Origin of the sequence: Klebsiella sp. JN_Kp122, from assembly GCF_040062085.1 — a bacterium.
In the GTDB taxonomy this organism is placed as follows: Bacteria; Pseudomonadota; Gammaproteobacteria; order Enterobacterales; family Enterobacteriaceae; genus Klebsiella; species Klebsiella aerogenes.
Genome location: NZ_JBEAHW010000019.1, coordinates 122,756 through 141,408, shown reverse-complemented (window position 1 = coordinate 141,408; position 18,653 = coordinate 122,756). Strand labels below are relative to the sequence as shown.

At 56.7% G+C, this 18,653-nt stretch carries 16 protein-coding genes; 7 read left to right on the top strand and 9 right to left on the bottom strand.

Annotation, left to right across the window (positions count from 1 at the left end):
* Positions 1-53: 53 nt before the first annotated feature.
* Complete coding sequence (yhjD, locus tag ABLU78_RS08040; protein ID WP_020077734.1) at positions 54-1,085, bottom strand: inner membrane protein YhjD; 1,032 nt, start codon at positions 1,083-1,085, stop codon at positions 54-56.
* Between the two features lie 107 nt (positions 1,086-1,192).
* On the bottom strand, positions 1,193-2,092 hold the full coding sequence (locus ABLU78_RS08035; protein WP_047065933.1) for a LysR family transcriptional regulator: 900 nt from the start codon (positions 2,090-2,092) through the stop codon (positions 1,193-1,195).
* 118 nt (positions 2,093-2,210) lie between these two features.
* Here ABLU78_RS08035 and ABLU78_RS08030 point away from each other — a divergent pair, with 118 nt between their 5' ends.
* Positions 2,211-2,969, top strand: a complete 759-nt coding sequence (locus tag ABLU78_RS08030; RefSeq protein ID WP_045386498.1) for an SDR family oxidoreductase — start codon at positions 2,211-2,213, stop codon at positions 2,967-2,969.
* A 358-nt stretch (positions 2,970-3,327) separates the two neighbouring features.
* A complete protein-coding gene (locus ABLU78_RS08025) occupies positions 3,328-3,936 on the top strand; it encodes a response regulator transcription factor (protein ID WP_032713115.1) in 609 nt (202 codons plus the stop codon).
* On the opposite strand, the gene ABLU78_RS08020 is transcribed toward ABLU78_RS08025, so the two are convergent.
* The 4 genes from ABLU78_RS08020 to ABLU78_RS08005 form a co-directional block, all read right to left on the bottom strand.
* On the bottom strand, positions 3,933-4,355 hold the full coding sequence (locus ABLU78_RS08020; protein ID WP_047057677.1) for a muraminidase: 423 nt from the start codon (positions 4,353-4,355) through the stop codon (positions 3,933-3,935). The genes ABLU78_RS08025 and ABLU78_RS08020 overlap by 4 nt on opposite strands.
* A gap of 75 nt (positions 4,356-4,430) precedes the next feature.
* Positions 4,431-4,958, bottom strand: coding sequence for a GNAT family protein (locus ABLU78_RS08015; protein ID WP_032713117.1), 528 nt, complete (start codon positions 4,956-4,958; stop codon positions 4,431-4,433).
* Positions 4,959-5,021: 63 nt separating this feature from the next.
* Positions 5,022-6,680, bottom strand: coding sequence for an alpha,alpha-trehalase (locus ABLU78_RS08010; RefSeq protein ID WP_015369256.1), 1,659 nt, complete (start codon positions 6,678-6,680; stop codon positions 5,022-5,024).
* Between the two features lie 270 nt (positions 6,681-6,950).
* Positions 6,951-8,099 carry an iron-containing alcohol dehydrogenase gene (locus ABLU78_RS08005; RefSeq protein WP_020077738.1) on the bottom strand — a complete coding sequence of 383 codons (1,149 nt, stop codon included), beginning with the start codon at positions 8,097-8,099 and terminating at the stop codon, positions 6,951-6,953.
* 99 nt (positions 8,100-8,198) lie between these two features.
* Between ABLU78_RS08005 and ABLU78_RS08000 the strand changes: the two genes are divergently transcribed.
* Positions 8,199-8,822 carry a glutathione S-transferase gene (locus tag ABLU78_RS08000; RefSeq protein ID WP_032713119.1) on the top strand — a complete coding sequence of 208 codons (624 nt, stop codon included), beginning with the start codon at positions 8,199-8,201 and terminating at the stop codon, positions 8,820-8,822.
* An 8-nt stretch (positions 8,823-8,830) separates the two neighbouring features.
* Here the strand turns inward: ABLU78_RS08000 and ABLU78_RS07995 are convergent, their stop codons facing one another.
* Positions 8,831-9,847, bottom strand: coding sequence for a LacI family DNA-binding transcriptional regulator (locus tag ABLU78_RS07995; RefSeq protein ID WP_032713121.1), 1,017 nt, complete (start codon positions 9,845-9,847; stop codon positions 8,831-8,833).
* A 179-nt stretch (positions 9,848-10,026) separates the two neighbouring features.
* Between ABLU78_RS07995 and hisD the strand changes: the two genes are divergently transcribed.
* From hisD to ABLU78_RS07980, 3 genes are all read left to right on the top strand, one after another.
* The gene (hisD, locus tag ABLU78_RS07990; RefSeq protein WP_032713122.1) at positions 10,027-11,334 is read left to right on the top strand and encodes a histidinol dehydrogenase; all 1,308 of its coding nucleotides are present in this window, start codon (positions 10,027-10,029) and stop codon (positions 11,332-11,334) included.
* Between the two features lie 100 nt (positions 11,335-11,434).
* The gene (locus ABLU78_RS07985; RefSeq protein ID WP_032713200.1) at positions 11,435-12,826 is read left to right on the top strand and encodes a GntP family permease; all 1,392 of its coding nucleotides are present in this window, start codon (positions 11,435-11,437) and stop codon (positions 12,824-12,826) included.
* 210 nt (positions 12,827-13,036) lie between these two features.
* Complete coding sequence (locus ABLU78_RS07980) at positions 13,037-14,134, top strand: serine hydrolase domain-containing protein (protein ID WP_047079927.1); 1,098 nt, start codon at positions 13,037-13,039, stop codon at positions 14,132-14,134.
* A 29-nt stretch (positions 14,135-14,163) separates the two neighbouring features.
* On the opposite strand, the gene gorA is transcribed toward ABLU78_RS07980, so the two are convergent.
* Complete coding sequence (gene gorA, locus ABLU78_RS07975) at positions 14,164-15,516, bottom strand: glutathione-disulfide reductase (protein WP_045359206.1); 1,353 nt, start codon at positions 15,514-15,516, stop codon at positions 14,164-14,166.
* 72 nt (positions 15,517-15,588) lie between these two features.
* On the bottom strand, positions 15,589-16,431 hold the full coding sequence (locus ABLU78_RS07970; RefSeq protein WP_015703746.1) for a 23S rRNA (adenine(2030)-N(6))-methyltransferase RlmJ: 843 nt from the start codon (positions 16,429-16,431) through the stop codon (positions 15,589-15,591).
* 175 nt (positions 16,432-16,606) lie between these two features.
* Between ABLU78_RS07970 and prlC the strand changes: the two genes are divergently transcribed.
* Positions 16,607-18,649 carry an oligopeptidase A gene (prlC, locus tag ABLU78_RS07965; protein WP_048229919.1) on the top strand — a complete coding sequence of 681 codons (2,043 nt, stop codon included), beginning with the start codon at positions 16,607-16,609 and terminating at the stop codon, positions 18,647-18,649.
* Positions 18,650-18,653: the final 4 nt, after the last annotated feature.

Here is an 18,653-nt window from a genome sequence, read left to right as displayed (position 1 = left end):
TGAAATGATAGGTCGGGCTGAATTTTGCGTCTTTATTCAGCCCGATAATGACTTTAATCGTGGGCTTTGCCCGGCATCCGCTTATCGTCTTTGTACTCCGCGGTCGCAATCCATGCGGCGCAGAAGAGGGTCAGACGGGCGAAGAAGTAGAAGAAGGCCATTAGCCCGAGTACGGAACCAAAGGCGGCGCCGGATGGAGATTTCACCAGCGCCGGCAGCGTCCAGGTCATCACGATTTTAATAATCTCGAAGCCAATCGCCGCAATTAGCGTACCGCGGAACAGCGCTTTGCGGCGTGGACGGTGGCGCGGCAGTCGCCAGAAGATCCAGAAAAACAGTAGATAGTTCGCGAAGATGGAAATCGCCAGGCCAATCAGGCGCCATGCGGGTTTCAGCCATTCTATATAATCGAGATACAGCGCGGAGATGATCATCTGCTGTGCGGATCCGGCAACGGAGGTAATCGACAGCGTGATAACCAGCGCGACCAGCAGGCCAATCAGCGAGATCAGATCGCGGAAGTATTTTACCCAGATTTTTTCCTGATCCTGCGGCGTACGTTCCCACACGTCGCGCGACTGGGCGCGAATCGCTTCACGCAGGTTGCCCATCCAGTTAATACCGGAGTAGAGCGCGACCAACAGGCCGACCAGCCCGACGGCGGTACGCTGCTGTACGGCGGTGTTGATGGTGTTTTTAAGCGTTGCCGCCAGCGTCGGGTCGCTGACGTTTTGCAGAATTTTATCGAAGATGTCCTGCAGCAGCGTCGGATGCCAGGCCAGTACGAAACCAGCGGCGGCAAATGAGACCATCAGAATGGGGATCATCGACAAAAATGAGAAGTAGGTGATGGCTGCGCCAAACTGATTGCCAAGCCTGTCATTGAACCGCTCGGCGGCGCGCAGCAGGTGGGCTATTACCGGATTGCGCTGAACTTTGGCCGCCGTTCCGGTGACCGTTTTCAGCGCCTGGTTAGCTTTCTGCCCAACGGCGGAATCGTTGATGGCGGCGAGCGTACTTTTGTTTTTCTCCGGCTGCTGGCCCGTTTCCTGTGGCGGTTGGCGATCGTCGTTTTCCGGCGTCATAAGTGATTTCTTCCTTTCTTTACAGCGATATTCAGCCAAAAGTATACCTTAAACGACGCATCTTGCAGGCGCCCATCGGCCCGACGGGTGTTGACGACCCGCGCCGATTAATCGACATAACCTTTCATCAATCCGCCCAGCCACTCCATAAAGAGATGTACGCGGCGGGAGAGATTACGCCGATGTGGATAGATAATCGACACCGGCATCGGTTCGGCGCGGTACTGCGGCAGGATCTCAACCAGCTCGCCGGTACGCAGCGGTTCGCGTACCGCAATGCGCGGAACCTGAATAATGCCGAGCCCGGCCTGACAGGCGGCCTGGTAGGTTTCGGTGCTATTGACGGTCAACACGCCGCCGATTTTGACCCAGCGCACGACGCCGTCGCTGACGACCTCAAAACCTGACTGCCGCGCGCCGAAGTTGCTGGCATAGTGGATCAGGGCATGATCCGCCAGATCGTCGAGGCTTTCCGGGTAGCCGAAGCGCGCCAGATAATGCGGACTGGCGCAGTTAATTTGCGTGAGCTTGCCGAGCGGGCGGGCGATGAGTCCCGAGTCTTTAAGCGTACCCACCCGGATCACGCAGTCGAAACCTTCGCGCACCACATCGACCAGCCGGTCACTACTGCTCAGTTCGACTTCAATACCGGGATACTGTTGTAAAAACGCGGGAAGTTTCGGGATGACCAGTTTTTTGGCGACGCTGATCGGCATATCGACACGCAGGCGGCCACTGATGCTCGACGGATCGCCCTGAAACATACCATCCAGCTCTTCGAGATTGCTTAACAGGTCTTTGGCGCGTTCGTAATAGACCATGCCGTCCTGAGTCAGCTGCACCCGGCGGGTGGTGCGGTGCAGCAGGCGAGCGCCGAGATGGCTCTCCAGCGCCTGGATCTGTCGCGATACGCTACCTTTGGGCAACCCAAGGGTATCGGCGGCGCGAGAGAAACTCTCCAGTTCCGCGACACGAATAAAGAGTTGCATTGCGTGAATTTTATCCATGCTTACTGCCTATTGTTGTTAATACTGAAACAGTAAAACGTAATTTAGCCCATTTATTGTTACTGCGTCTGCTAATAAGCTCGTTATTCACACACACGTAATGACGAAGGGGTTTCTGATGACACAACGTATCGCTTTAGTAACCGGCGGCAGCCGCGGTCTGGGAAAAAACGCGGCGCTGAAGCTGGCGGCGAAGGGAACCGATATTATTCTGACTTACCACAGCAACCAGCAGGCGGCGCGGGAAGTGGTGCGCGAAATTGAGCAAACAGGAGCGAAAGCGGCAGCATTGCCGCTGAACGTCGGCGATACCGCCAGTTTTGCAGGCTTTGTACAACAGCTGACGCAATGTCTGAAGGAGAAGTGGCAGCGCGACAGCTTCGATTATTTATTGAACAATGCCGGCATCGGGTTGACCGCGCCGTTTAGCGAGACCAGCGAAGCGCAGTTTGACGAGTTGATGAACATCCACTTTAAGGGACCGTTCTTCCTTACTCAGCAGCTGCTGCCTTTGCTTAAAGACGGTGGGCGCATTCTGAACGTCTCCAGCGGGCTGGCACGCTTTGCACTACCGGGCTATTCCGCTTATGCGGCGATGAAAGGGGCGATGGAAGTGTTAACCCGTTATCAGGCGAAGGAGCTCGGCGCTCGCGGAATATCGGTTAATATCATTGCCCCCGGCGCGATTGAGACCGACTTTGGCGGCGGCGCGGTGCGCGATAATGCCCCGCTTAACCAGCATATTGCCGCCCAGACGGCGCTAGGCCGCGTCGGCCTGCCGGATGATATCGGCGATGCTATCGCCGCGTTGCTGAGTGACGAGCTCGGCTGGATGAACGCCCAGCGCGTTGAGGTTTCCGGCGGCATGTTTTTATAATGATCACGCCCTGCGCATAATAGCGTAGGGCGCCTTCATATTGTGCTTTTTATTATTCCGTAACACTCTTTTGCATCATGCGTATCGCTGATTTCCAGCGACTCGATTACACTGGAAGAAATAATATTATTATCCTGTTATCTATCCACTTAATTAAGGAATTCCTCATATCAAATGTAATAAATATTATGAATGAGTAATCGTTCCGCGCTGGCGTGTAACTATTCATCATCATGATGTTTATATCATCTCCTCCATCGGTAAAATGGCTTAGGTCATACGGCGAGTTCTTATTTTTGTCGGCTGATATTACCCTTCACCCACTTTTAAAAGGGGTATTTTCGATGGAGAGCAGTCCATGCAAGTAATCATGTTTGACAGGCAGTCAATATTTATTCATGGAATGAAGGTCGGCTTACAACAACGTATTCCTGAAATTAATATTCATAGCACCTGTCAGGCAGAACAGCTGTGGCAACTGCTCACGGCTCATCCACAAGCGCTCCTCATGCTTGATGGCGATCTGAACAGTGAATTTTGTTGCTGGTTGCTCCAGGAGAAGCAGCAGCGTTTTCCGCATGCCAAAGTATTATTAGTGGTTTCGGATGATAATAAAAGCTGGCTGCAACGGGCGCTGGCGTGGAACGTGCGCGCCATTGCCCAACGTGAGGATAGCGCCGATATGTTTGCCCAGATCATTAATAGCATCATGTTGGGCATGATGTGTCTGCCTGGCACCTGGTTAATGACTTCGGCGGAGCGCGGAAAGCACGCTGTACATTTAAGTCGTCGCCAGCAGGAAATTTTAAAACTGCTGGCGGAAGGCAGCTCTAATAAGGAAATTAGCCGTACGTTAAATATCAGCGCCGGGACCGTGAAAGCGCATCTTGAGTCGTTATATCGGCGGCTGGATGTGAAAAACAGGACCCAGGCGGCGATGGCGTTTAACAACGTCGGTGAAAACTAACTGGCCTGACAAAACCACTCGCACTCCTGCAGGCGGAAGGCGTTATCGCGGTCAATTTTCCGCCATATCGTCAGCGCCTGCGTCATCTTGTGGCCGTTAAGATAATGCAAAATAGCGTCCAGCTGCGGCTGGGCGCTGCCATCTAAACTGAATACCAGCGCCAGCAGGGCATCGTACTGCGGCTGAGTCAGTTCCACGACCAACCTGCGCTGTAGAATCTGTTGGCACTGCAGCAGGTCTACCGTCAATAGCATCATCGCCAGTTCAGCGGTGATGGGCGTCTCTTTCTCATCTTCATCAATAGCGTGGCCATAGCCGACCCGCCATTGGCCAAACTGGTCCTGATATGGCAGTAGCGCCAGCCCTTGCGTTTGCTGAATAATTCGCAGTCCCGCCAGGCTTAACGTGGTGATAGTCATGGTCTTTTCCTCTATTGTTGGCGGCATTGTAGAGGAAAAGCGGGGTCGCCCCCATTCGCCGGATGGCCCAGGGCCTTATTGGTAATCGTGGCGCATCAGGCCAAACAGCCAGTCATTGTGCCAACGGCCATGTAGCCAGTAGCTCTCGCGTAGCTCTCCTTCCTGTATAAATCCTGTTTTTAGCAGCAGCTGTTTTGAGGCCTGGTTTCCGGCGGTGACGCTGGCGGTAAGACGACGAATGCCGCCTGTAGAAAATGCGTAATCACATAGCGCACACAGTGATTCATATCCATAGCCTAGCCCCTGCGCCTGTGGGGCGAAGAGAAAGCCCACTTCGGCGATATCATCATCGTGATGGCAATAGCCGGTCAGGCCAAGGGGCGTATGGCTTTGCCGATCGCGAACCACCAGGCATAGCCAGTGCGAGGACTTAGGCGACCAGAGCGGCAGGCGTGCATCAAACGCGGCGCGGATATCGGCGATGGGCCGGTTATCCGCGACATAGAGCATCACCTGCGGATCCTGTTGCAGGCTGAGAAAAAAAGACCAGTCGTCAAGCTGCAGCGGCGAGCAGCGCAGCCGCGGCGTAAGCAGTTCGGGCATGTTGTCGGCTCTGGCAAAGGGAAAATAAAACCTTAGCAGCACAGCCTGCCGACGGAAAGTGCCTTACGAAGACCTCGGCTCGCCGTACAGGCTGATAAGCCGCCGCACCACGCCGTTGGTCCAGCCGAAGCCATCCTGCAGCGGATATTCCCCGCCGCCGCCCTCATGTGGTACGCCGCTGGCGATATGATATTTCTCAATCAGCTTGTGGTGTTTGAGATAAAATTGATTCACCGTCTGCAGCCAGCTCTGGGCGATTTCATCGCCAAGCGGGTCGTGGCCGTACATTTTGAATCCCTGTACCGCCATCCACTGCAGCGGCGCCCAGCCGTTGGGTTTATCCCACTGTTCGCCGCTTTCATATTCCGTCGCCATGATGCCGCCAGGGGTGAGCAGACGCGCGCGTACGGCATCCGCCAGCCGTTCGGCCTGGGCGTGGGTCGCCATCCCGACATAAAGCGTGACGATGCTGGCGGCGGAGAACAAGGCCAACTGCTCACGGCGCCAATCGTAATCGCGAAAACAGCCGCACTCTTCATCCCACAGGTAGCGGGTAACCGCCTCCCGGCGCGCGTTGGCTTTACGGCGAAATTCGGCTTCAGCCTCGCGATCGCCCTTCAGGCCGGAAAGATTGGCGATAGTATTTTCCAGCTTAAACAGAAAAGCGTTGAGGTCGATGGGAATAAACTGGGTGGTGCGGATACTCGCCAGCCTGGTGATATCGCGCAGCCAGCGGCTGGAGTAGTCCCAGCCGGAAGCCGCGCCGGCGCGCAGGTCACGATAGACCTCGTTTGGCGGCCGGCCGGAATGCTTCGCCGTTTCGACATCTTCTCGCCAGGATTCATCGCGCGGCGTATCACGGTCGTCCCAGTAGCGGTTAAGCAGTGAACCATCAGGCATACGCACCACGTGACGGTAGGCCTGGTTAGGGATCAGCGATTCCGCGCCGTCCATCCAGAAGGCGTGCTCTAATTTGAGATGGTCGAGATAGCGTCGCGCGCCGCGAACGCCATCTTCCTCAAACAGCTCCACCATCAGGGCGAATACCGGCGGCTGGGAGCGGCTGAGATAATAGGTGCGGTTGCCGTTGGGAATGTGGCCGTAGGTTTCAATCATCCAGGCGAAGTTGTCGGCCATACATTTGAGCAAATCTTCACGGCCGCTTTCCGCCAGCCCCAGCATGGTGAAGTAGGAATCCCAGTAGTAGGTCTCACTAAAACGCCCGCCGGGGACGATGTACGACTGCGGTAGCGCCAGCAGCGATGACCACGGAATATGATCCTGCGGTTCACGGGTGAGCACCGGCCACAGCTTATCAATATGCTCTTTTAGCGTCAGTTTCGGGTCAGAGGTGTAATCATCGGCGTGGCTATCCGGTAGCCAGAAGTTGTCTTCCACAAACTGACGCAAATCGAACTCCGGCGTACGCTTAACCCGCCGGTAGTGCATCAGGATATCCAGCGGATCGTGTTTTGGCGCGCAGTCAGGAAAGGTTTTGCTATCAAGAAAAATGCGCGACTTTTGTACGTTAGTAAACAACTCGAGATAGCGGTCGGCGGGGGTCAGGGCGTCAGACGCCGGTAGCCCTTCGATGATCTCCGGCTCCGGTTCGGCGTCGAACATTTCATCCAGTTTTAACTCATACGGATCGGCTTCGTAGCACGGATCGTTTTCGATCCTCAACTCGTCGTCATCAACGTTGCGTAGTTTCTGGCTGAACATAGCGATACAGGCCTCCGGATAGCGTGAGTTTAGGGGCCGGGCATGCCCGGGCTCTCTAATAAGCGTAGACACTCGCTTCGGTCTGCGGAAGATAAACTGTGCGTCAGGTCACGCTTTTCAGTGCATAAAAATGGCAGGTAAGACGAGCAGGTCTTTGAAATTAAAGGGTGAATATTTACCGTTGTCGTGGATGCGCGAAAACGAAATTCGGAGCATTCATTATGCAACAAAATTTGAACCGCCCCGGGTAAACGCAGGCGGTTGGCTCGTTTACTCCCAGGCGGCTTCCAGCATCTCCAGCAGTTGCTCTGACTCCAGCGTGACCGGATTGGCTTTCATCGACGATGAACTACTGGCCGCCAGCGCGGCGGGTTCCAGCGCTTCACGCGGCACGCCGAGGTCGCGTAAATTGCCGAGCCCTGAGCGCTGGCTCCATTCGCGCAGGCTTTGCCAGGCGTCATCCGGCGAGACGCCGAGTCCGGCGGCGATCCACTGGCGCACGTCGAGGAAACGCTGGCGCAGCGCCGGATTGGTTACCTGCGACTCATTGAGTTCCAGCCCAAAGGGCAGCAGGCAGCCGCAGAGCGCGCCGTGGGAGGCATCGCTTAGCCCGCCAAGCGGCCCCGCAAGACCGTGAACCACACCCAGCCCGGCATTGGCGAGCGCCAGCCCGCCGCACAGGCTGACCCATGCCAGTTCGTCGCGGCTGTCGGCACACTCTTTTTCCATCAGCGTTTTTAACGCGGCGATGCCGCGGGGGATCGCCTCCCTGCACAGGGCATCGGTGAAGGGCGTCGCCCGGGTGCACAGCCAGGGTTCGATAACCTGGGTTAAGGCATCAAGGCCGGAGCCGAGGGTGACGGCGCGGGGGGCGTTATCCGTTAACGCTGGATCGACAATCGCCAGCTGCGGCAGCATGCGATCGTCGCGCAGGCTGACTTTGCGCTGCTGCTGCGGGACGTTGATGACCGCGTTTTTAGTGACCTCCGCGCCGGTGCCGGACGTTGTGGGAATAGCGACAAACGGTAGCGGGCTGGCTTCCAGTATTCTCCCCGTTCCGACGACTTCCAGATAGTCGATGGCAGGCCCGCTTGCCGGGACCAGCGCGGCAATGGCTTTACCGGCATCAATGACCGCGCCGCCGCCAAGGCTGACCACCGCGCCGACGCCGCGCTCGCGCGCCAGCCGTACGCCGCGTTCAATATCGTCCAGCGTGGGTTCATTGGCGATAGCAAAAGTGCTGACCTGAAGATGTAATGCGGTCAGTTCGTTCAGTAAAAATTGGGCGCGATTTTTGGTCGCGCCGTGAACCAGCAGCACCGGGGCATCATATTGCGCCAGCCACGGCGCGGCGCTGCGGGCTTGCCCGCGGCCAAAGCGGATATTGCCGGGCGTTAAAATGTTGAAGGGCGTGACCATGTGTAAGGGTACCTGTAGTGGATAATTATTCTGCAATCCACTATACACATTATCCGGCAAGCTTCATGTCTGCCATATTACGAAAAAGGGTTGCTGACGATGATAAGAATCTTGGGTAAACGCTCGTCTATTAACGTGCGTAAAGTCCTCTGGACCTGCGAAGAGGCGGGTATCGAGTATCAGCAGGAAGATTATGGCAGCGGCTATAGCCCGCTTGATACGCCGGAATTTTTGGCGCTGAATCCAAATGCGTTAGTGCCGGTGCTGGTGGATGACGATTTTGTCCTTTGGGAGTCGAACAGCATCTGCCGCTATCTGGCGCGTAAGGTCGGACGTGACGATTTACTGCCCTCGGCGTTGCGGGCCGCGGCGCAGGTAGAACACTGGATGGACTGGCAGGCGACGGAGTTTAACAGCGCGTGGCGCTACGCGTTCACGGGGCTGGTGCGTAAAGATCCGCGTTTTCAGGATCCGGCGGCAATTAAAGAGAGTATTGCCGCGTGGACGCGCTGCGTACAGATTGTCGACAATCAGCTACAGCGCACCGGCGCGTGGCTGACCGGCGAGACGTTTACGCTGGCGGATATCGTGCTGGGGCTTTCGGTTCATCGCTGGAAAATGACGCCGTTCGCCCATCCGGAGATGGCAAACGTCGAACGCTGGTATATGGCCCTTAACCAGCGCCCGGCATTTATGCGCCACGGCAATAACGGCGTAGCGTAGCCGCTGATTTAGCGTTGCGGGCGGGTACTGCCCCTGACGATAAGCTTCCCTTGCAGGACATGCTGAACGGCGCTGGTTTCAGCCGCGCCTAGCTGCGTTTTCAGCACGGCGATGGCGGTATCCACCATTTCCGATAGCGGCTGGACCCAGGTGGTTAAATTTATCAGCGGCCAGCTGGCCATGGCGATATCATCGAACCCGACGATGGAGATATCTTCGCCCGCCTTCATGCCCATTTCGCCGACAACCACATTGAGGGCGGCGATGGCCATCATATCGTTGGCGCAAAATAGCGCGTCCGGCGGCGTTGGTAGCGCCATCAGCCTGCGGGTGGCGTTCATCGCTTCTTCTATCGACCACATTCCGCTATCGCGCAGCATCGGGCGGGCGCCGCGGGCCTCCAGACGCTGTCGAAAGCCTGTCTCACGGTCGCGGCTGGTAGAGGAGGTATCTCTACCGGCAACAAATGCCAGCTGCTGATGGCCAAGATCCAGCAGGAAATCGGCAATCGCGGCGCCGCCAGCCAGGTTATCGCTGGTGACGCTGGAAACCGACCGGCTGTCGTTTTTGCGGTTGAGCAGCAGCACCGGCAGGCCGAGCTGCTGGCATTCATGAGCAAAGTGTGAAGAAAGGCTGCTGGACACCAGCACTAGCGCTTCAACACGATGACGCAGAATCTCTTCCATGATGGGGGTAGTGTCATCATCGCGGTACATCGAAAACAACAGTACCCGGTATCCCATCAGGTTCAACGCCTGTGACAGTTCATCCAGAACCGCGGCGTAGAAGGGATTCACCAACCCCGGAACGACAACACCAATAAGCGTTGAGCGGCGGGTGATCAGCGACTGGGCGATAAAGCTCGGACGATAGCCCAGCTCGGCGGCGATCTTACGCACCTTTTCTTTGGTGGCTGGCGAAATTTTCGCTCCTTCGGTAAAGGCGCGGGAAACCGCAGATTGCGAGACGCCAGCCGCTTTCGCGACATCGTAACTGGTGACTGCTCGTTTGTTTTGACCTGCCATTCCGTTGCCTCTCCTGACCCATGCCCCGCCATTATGCGTGAATCTTCCCCCCTGTCACTAATTTTGCGATCTCCGTTGCATTCGAATGCATTGCTGCTTCACATAACATTTTATTCACGCCAGGATGCAAGTGAATTCGAATGCATTAGCATTTCATTAACATCATAGTGAGGCAAGTTATGGCTATCTGGCTCAAGCGCGGTGCGGAATCTGAAGCAGTGAAATCTCACGACCGTACGGTTCGTGAAGCGGTAGAGAAAATCCTGGCGGATATTGAAGCGCGCGGTGACGCAGCAGTGCGCGAGCTGTCGATTAAGTTCGATAAGCTCGATCGCGCAAACTTCCGCCTGTCGCAGCAGGAAATCGATGACTGCTATGCGCAGCTGTCGGATCGCGATATTGCTGATATCCGCTTTGCGCAGGAGCAGGTGCGTAACTTCGCTCAGCACCAGCGCGACAGCCTGAAAGATATCGAGGTTGAAACGCTGCCGGGCGTCATTCTGGGACACAAAAATATTCCGGTCAGCGCGGCGGGCTGCTACGTGCCGGGCGGGAAATACCCGCTGCTGGCGTCGGCGCATATGTCGATTATCACCGCGAAAGTCGCAGGTGTGCCGCGCATTGTCACCTGTGCGCCGCCGTTTAACGGTAAACCGGCGCCGGCGATTGTGGTGGCGCAGCATATGGCGGGGGCCGACGAAATCTACTGCCTGGGGGGTATTCAGGCCGTGGCGGCGATGGCCGTCGGTACCGAGAGCATCGCACCGGTGGATATGCTGGTGGGGCCGGGCAACGCCTTTGTCGCTGAAGCCAAACGTCAGCTGTTTGGCCGCGTCGGTATCGATCTGTTCGCCGGGCCGACGGAGACCCTGGTCATTGCCGATGAAAGCGTGGATGGTGAAATCTGCGCCACTGACCTGTTAGGTCAGGCTGAGCATGGTCCTGATTCCCCGGCGATTTTGTTGACGACCTCGGAAACGCTGGCGCGCGAAACGCTGGCGGAAATCGATCGTCTGCTGGCGGTGCTGCCCACCGCGGAAATCGCGCGCCAGTCGTGGGCGAAGTTTGGCGAAATCATTGTGGCTGAAGACCGGGAAGAAATGCTGAAAATCGCCAATGATCTGGCGTTCGAACATGTGCAGGTAATGACCCGCGACCCGGACTGGTTCCTCGAAAATATGCAGAACTTTGGCGCATTGTTCCTGGGACCTCGTACTAACGTGGCCTACGGCGATAAAGTCATCGGCACCAACCATACCCTGCCGACGCGTAAAGCTGCGCGTTATACCGGGGGGCTGTGGGTTGGGAAGTTCATCAAAACCTGCACCTATCAAAAGGTTCTTACCGATAGCGCCTCCGCGCAGATCGGCGAGTACTGTTCGCGTCTGTGCGCCCTCGAAGGTTTCTCCGGCCATGGTGAACAGGCCAACGTCCGCGTGCGCCGCTACGGCAATAAAGACGTTCCTTACGCTGGGATTCCTGAATAACCCGTAAGGTCTGAAACGGGAAGCGGGATACGCTCCCCAACTTAACATCGGCCGCCCGATAACAAGGAAATAAGCGGCGGCCATGCTGACGGATAACCCTATGGACGTATTGATTGCCTTACTGGCGTTAGGATTGCTGATGCTCGCCGCCTATCGCGGCTATAGCGTGATCCTTTTTGCCCCTTTGGTTGCGCTCGGCGCCGTATTACTCACCCAGCCAGCCGCCGTTGCCCCGGTATTCAGCGATATTTTCATGGATAAGCTGGTCGGGTTCGTAAAACTCTATTTCCCGGTATTTTTACTGGGCGCGGTCTTCGGGAAATTAATTGAGTTTTCCGGATTCTCCCGGTCAATCGTGAGTGCTGTTACCCGGCTGATGGGGCAAAACAAGGCGATGCCGGTGATTATTCTGGTCTGCGCGTTGTTAACCTATGGCGGGGTTTCGCTATTCGTGGTGGTATTTGCGGTCTATCCCTTCGCCGCTGAGATGTTCCGCCAGAGCCAAATTCCGAAACGGCTAATGCCTGCGACTATCGCGCTGGGCGCCTTCACTTTTACGATGGATGCGCTACCGGGTTCGCCACAGATTCAGAATATTATTCCGACTACTTTTTACGGTACGACCTCCTGGGCAGCGCCCTGGCTTGGGGTGCTGGGTTCCGCATTTGTGGCTATTGGCGGCTGGTTATATCTGGAGGCGATGCGGCGTAAAGCGCAGCGCAGGGGAGAAGGTTATGGAAGCGAGTTGATAAATGAACCAGAAACCCCGGCAGACCTTAACTTGCCGCACCCGGTGATCGCGCTGCTGCCGTTGATTATCGTCGGCGTCGCCAACCTGCTGTTTACCTGGCTTATCCCTCAGGCGTACGGTAGCCATTTCCTGATTGACCTGCCGGGACTGAAAGCGCCGATGGAAAGCGACGTGAAGAAGATGGTGGCGATTTGGGCGGTGATGGCGGCCTTGTTGTGCGGAATTATCACTATCTTCCTGTTTGCCGGGCGTAGCCTGAAGGGTAAGCTGGCCGACGGTAGCAAAGTCGCCGTTGGCGGCGCTATGCTGGCGGCGTTGAATACTGCATCAGAGTATGGTTTTGGCGGGGTGATTGCCGCGCTACCGGGCTTTGTTCAGGTGGCCGATGCGCTGAAAGCGATCCCAAATCCTTTACTCAATCAGGCGATTACGATCAATATTTTGTCCGGGATCACCGGTTCATCCTCCGGTGGAATGAGTATTGCCCTGGCGGCGATGGCGGATCGCTTTGTGGAGTCGGCCCATGCTGCGGGGATCCCGCTGGAAGTGATGCACCGTGTGGCGTCGATGGCGGCGGGCGGCATGGATACATTGCCGCACAATGGGGCGATCATCACTTTGCTGGCGGTGACCGGACTGACGCATCGCCAGGCCTATAAACCGATTCTCGGCATCACGTTGTTTAAAATCCTCGGTGCCTTTTTCATTATCGGCGTTTACTACGCCACCGGACTGGTATAAAGCCCGGGCCGTCGGCTATCTGTGCCGACGGCCTTATTTATTTTTCAGCGTATTCGCTTTGCGCCGGCGGAGTAATGCCGCTACGATCCGCGTCTATTTTTTATCTCATCCCAAAAACGCGCGGCAGGTAGGTGGAGTTTGAACAGGCGGTTAGGCCTTGTGCTATTGGCATTACTGTTGGTTTCAGGCTGCGCCGGCACGCTGTCGCAAATGAGCCCTCCCAGCAATGAAACCAGCCTGGTGGGGCATAACGGGCAGCGGCTTTCCGTCGATACTTTCGTCAGCCAATACATGCGCGAGAAGCAGGTCAGCGGCGTGGTGGTGGCGATTATTCATCACAACGGCCCGGCGGAGTTTCACTGCTTCGGCGTGACGGATGATAAGCAGCGCTACCCGATAACTCCGCAAACGCTTTTTGCCCTCGGTTCGTTAAGTAAAGGTGTTACCGCTGAAGTGGTGACGATGCTGGTCAACGAGGGGCGTTTACACTGGAACGATACGCTGCAAACCCTGCTGCCGCCGGGGACCGTGCTCAGTGAAGATGCCCGCAAGATAACCTTACTGCAGCTGGTCACTCATACCTCCGGGCTGCCGCGTCAGCCGATGAACATGCTGTCGCTTGAGCATCTGTTGGCCTATCTCAACAACGGTGAAAATTTTTATCACGAACTCGATGCCGACGGGGTGCTGAGCTATCTGAGCAACTTCAATGCGCCGCTGGAGCGCGAGCCGAGTTACTCCAACCTGGGTTTTGCGATACTTGGGTATCTTCTCAAATACCAAACCGGCGAATCGATTGATACGCTGGCGTCACGGATGATCTTCCGGCCATTGGCGATGGGGAATACCAGCTTCCTGCCGCAAACGCTGCATGAATATCCGTGGCGGGCGCTGGGACACGCAGGCGATCAGCCGAAGTTTAAACCGCGCGGCGCGCTGACGCCGGACTGGCAGTTCACGAATAACATGGTTGGCGCGGCGAGTCTGTACAGCGACGCCGGCGATCTGATTAACTATGCCCGCGCTCATTTCGCCCCCACGGGGCAGGCAGCACTGGATCAGGCGTTCAAAGACGTTAGCGTCGATTATTATCCGCGGCGGGTCGAAGCGGCGAACATTGCCTGGGTGACCGACACATTTGGTCGGCAGCGATTAACTTATCAGGTGGGTTACATCGGCGGCTATTCAAGCTATATCGGCTTCGATAAAGCGAATCAGAATGCGGTGGTGGTGCTGCAAAACAGCTTTAACTGGAGTAACTACATCGGCCATCAGATCCTACGTAATCTGGTGACGGAGTCAAAATGAAGCCCCGTCCTGAGACGGGGCTGCGCGGATTAACGCATGGTGACAAACTCTTCCGCCGCCGTCGGGTGAATGGCGACGGTATTGTCGAAGTCTTTTTTGGTGGCGCCCATTTTCAGCGCCACCGCAAAGCCCTGCAGCATCTCATCCATTCCGAAGCCGATACCGTGAATACCGACAATCTTCTCTTCCGGACCGACGCAGACCAGCTTCATGCGGCACGGCTGGCGGTGAGAGGTCACGGCGGTATACATTGCGGTGAAGGACGATTTGTACACCTTCACGGCGTCGTCGCCGTACTGCTCGCGCGCCTGCGGCTCGGTTAAGCCAACGGTGCCGATTGGCGGATGGCTGAAGACCACGGTCGGGATATTGCTGTAGTCGAGGTGCTCTTCCGGCTTGTTGTTAAACAGGCGTTCGGACAGACGACGGCCTGCGGCCACGGCGACCGGCGTCAGCTCAACGGCGCCGGTATTATCGCCCACCGCGTAGATGCCCGGCACATTGGTGTTCTGGAACTTATCAACGATGATGTAGCCTTTATCGTTGGTTTTAACGCCCGTTGCCGCCAGGTTGAAGTTATCGGTCGCCGGTTCGCGGCCAATCGCCCAAATCAGGCAATCTACGGTCTGGCTGCGGCCATCTTCCAGCTCCAGAGTCAGGCTGCCGTCGGCATTCTTGACTACCGCTTTCGGAATAGCGTTCGTGTGCAGCTGCGGGCCTTCGGCGTTCATCACTTCCACCAGAGTCTCAACGATCAGCGGATCGAAGCTACGCAGCGGCGCGTGTTTACGCACGAACAGGTGGGTTTCGGCGCCCAGGCCGTTAATCACGCCGGCCAGTTCAACGGCAATATAGCCCGCGCCGACTACCGCTACGCGCTTCGGCAGCGCCGGCAGTTCGAAGAAACCGTCGGAATCAATACCGTATTCCACACCTGGAATGTTCGGGTGGCTCGGGCGGCCGCCGGTGGCGATCAGGATATGATCGGCGGTAATGGTCTCGCCGTTGACTTCCACGGTATGGGCATCGACAAAGCGCGCGAAACCTTTGATAACATCAACTTTATTCTTACCCAGCACGTTGTCGTAAGAGGTATGAATACGGTCGATATAGGCGCTGCGGCTGGCAACCAGCTTATCCCAGTCGAAATGGTTGATGGTGGTATCGAAACCGTAATCCGGGCCATACAGGTGGATTGCTTCGCGGATCTGCGCCGCATGCCACATCACTTTTTTCGGCACGCAGCCGACGTTAACGCAGGTGCCGCCCAGCTCTTTGGCTTCAATCAGCGCGCACTTCTGGCCGTACATCGCCGCACGGTTAATCGAGGCGATACCGCCGCTGCCGCCGCCGATGGCGAGGTAATCATAATGTTTGCTCATGCCCATATGTCCTTAATCGTTAATTGCCGCGATTGTAGCGCGAGGCTTAAAAGGTTCCACCGATGGTTGCGATTACTCCGGTACGATCCAACTCACGGTCGCATGACCGGTACCGGCTGGAACCAGTTTGCTGTGCAGCCACGGCAGCACGTTATTCATCTGCTGTTCCAGCTTCCACGGCGGGTTGATGACGATCATCCCGGAGGCGGTCATGCCGCGCTGGTCGCTGTCCGGACGCACCGCCAGCTCGATTTGCAGAATTTTGCGGATACCTGTGGCTTCTAAATCTTTGATCATGCGTTTGATTTGCGCGCGCAGCACCACCGGATACCACAGCGCGTAGGTGCCGGTGGCGAAGCGTTTATAACCTTCGTTGATCCCGGTGACCACCGCCTGATAATCGGTTTTAATTTCGTACGGCGGGTCGATAAGAATCAGACCGCGACGGGAAACCGGCGGCAGCTTGGCCTTCAGCTGCTGATAGCCATCGGCTTTATCGACGCGCGCGCGGCTGTCTTTCTGGAACTCGGCGCGCAGCAGCGGGAAATCGCTCGGGTGCAGTTCTGTCATCTGCAGGCTGTCCTGCTCGCGCAGCAGCTGGCGCGCGATAAGCGGCGAACCAGGGTAGTAGCGCAGTTGACCGCTGCGGTTGAAGTGCTCGACGACCGAAATATACGGCTCCAGTTCGGTCGGTAGATCGTCCTGCTGCCAGATACGGGCGATGCCTTCAAGGTATTCGCCCGTACGTTCGGCGTGCTCGCCGCTCAGCTGATAGCGGCCCGCGCCGGCGTGGGTGTCCAGGTAGAGAAACGGTTTTTCTTTCTCTTTCAGCGATTCAATGATCAAACTCTGAACGGTGTGTTTAAGGACGTCGGCGTGGTTGCCTGCGTGAAAGCTGTGGCGATAACTGAGCATGGATGCAGAGATTCCGGAAATAAACAAGTTAACCGACAGTTTACCGCAGTTCGCCCAGGATTGCCGCTGTCGCACCGCCTGTCATTGAAATTCCCGCAACTATCCCCCATTCTAGATCTCATGCAAAAGCGCCGGAACGCGCGCTTCATTCACCCTCTTCAACAGGACAGCGCATATGACCAATCCATTACTGACGCCTTTTTCATTGCCGCCATTTTCTGCAATTAAACCGGAGCACGTGGTCCCTGCGGTCACCAAAGCGCTGGATGATTGCCGGGCCGCGGTGGAAAGCGCGGTGGCGCACGGCGCGCCGTATAGCTGGGAAAATCTTTGCCAGCCGCTGGCGGAAGTGGACGATGTGCTGGGACGCATCTTCTCGCCAATCAGCCATTTGAATTCGGTAAAAAACAGCCCGGAGCTGCGTGAAGCCTACGAACAGACGCTGCCGCTGCTCTCCGAGTACAGCACCTGGGTCGGCCAGCATGAAGGCCTGTATAAAGCCTACCGCGACCTGCGCGACGGCGATAACTACGCCACGTTGAACACCGCGCAGAAAAAGGCGGTCGATAACGCGCTGCGCGATTTTGAATTATCCGGGATTGGCCTGCCGGCAGAAGCGCAGAAACGCTACGGTGAAATCGCCGCGCGCCTCTCTGAGCTTGGCAATCTGTACAGCAACAACGTGCTTGATGCCACCATGGGCTGGAACAAGCTGGTGACCGACGTCGCCGATCTCGCAGGCATGCCGGAAAGCGCGCTGGCCGCCGCTCAGGCCCAGGCGCAGGCGAAAGAGCAGGAAGGATATCTGCTGACGCTGGATATTCCGAGCTATCTGCCGGTGATGACCTACTGCGACAATCAGGCGCTGCGCGAAGAGATGTATCGCGCTTATTCCACCCGCGCCTCCGATCAGGGCCCGAACGCCGGGAAATGGGATAACAGCCCGGTGATGGCGGAGATCCTCGCGCTGCGTCACGAGCTGGCGCAACTGCTGGGCTTTGACAGCTACGCCTTTAAATCTCTGGCCACCAAAATGGCTGAAAATCCGCAGCAGGTTCTCGATTTCCTGACCGACCTGGCAAAACGCGCGCGTCCGCAGGGCGAAAAAGAGCTGGCTCAGCTGCGTGCTTTCGCCAAAGCCGAGTTTGGCGTCGATGAACTGCAGCCGTGGGATATCGCTTACTACAGCGAAAAACAGAAACAGCATCTCTACAGCATTAGCGATGAGCAACTGCGCCCGTATTTCCCGGAAAACAAAGCCGTTAACGGCCTGTTTGAAGTGGTTAAGCGTATTTATGGCATTACCGCCAAAGAGCGTACCGATGTCGATGTGTGGCATCCGGAAGTGCGTTTCTTCGAGCTGTATGACGAAAATAGCGAGCTGCGCGGCAGCTTCTATCTTGACCTGTATGCCCGCGAACATAAACGCGGCGGGGCGTGGATGGACGACTGCGTCGGCCAGATGCGTAAGCTGGATGGTTCCCTGCAAAAACCGGTCGCTTATCTGACCTGTAACTTCAACCGCCCGGTAAACGGCAAACCGGCGCTGTTCACGCACGATGAAGTGATTACCCTGTTCCACGAGTTTGGCCATGGTCTGCACCACATGCTGACCCGCATTGATACTGCTGGTGTTTCCGGCATCAGCGGGGTGCCGTGGGATGCGGTCGAGCTGCCGAGCCAGTTTATGGAAAACTGGTGCTGGGAGCCGGAAGCGCTGGCGTTTATCTCCGGGCATTACGAAACCGGTGAACCGCTGCCGCAGGAACTGCTGGAGAAAATGCTGGCGGCGAAAAACTACCAGGCGGCGATGTTTATTCTCCGCCAGCTGGAGTTCGGTCTGTTCGATTTCCGTCTACACGCGGAATACTCGCCGGAGCAGGGGGCGAAAATCCTCGAGACCCTGGCCGAGATTAAAAAGCAGGTCGCCGTGGTGCCGGGCCCAACCTGGGGCCGCTTCCCGCATGCGTTCAGCCACATCTTTGCGGGTGGCTACGCGGCGGGCTACTACAGCTACCTGTGGGCCGATGTGTTGGCGGCGGATGCCTTCTCGCGCTTCGAAGAAGAGGGAATTTTCAACCGTGAAACCGGTCAATCATTCCTCGACAATATCCTGAGCCGCGGCGGTTCCGAAGAGCCCATGGAGCTGTTCAAACGCTTCCGCGGGCGCGAGCCGCAGCTGGACGCGATGCTTGAGCATTACGGGATCAAAGGCTGATTGC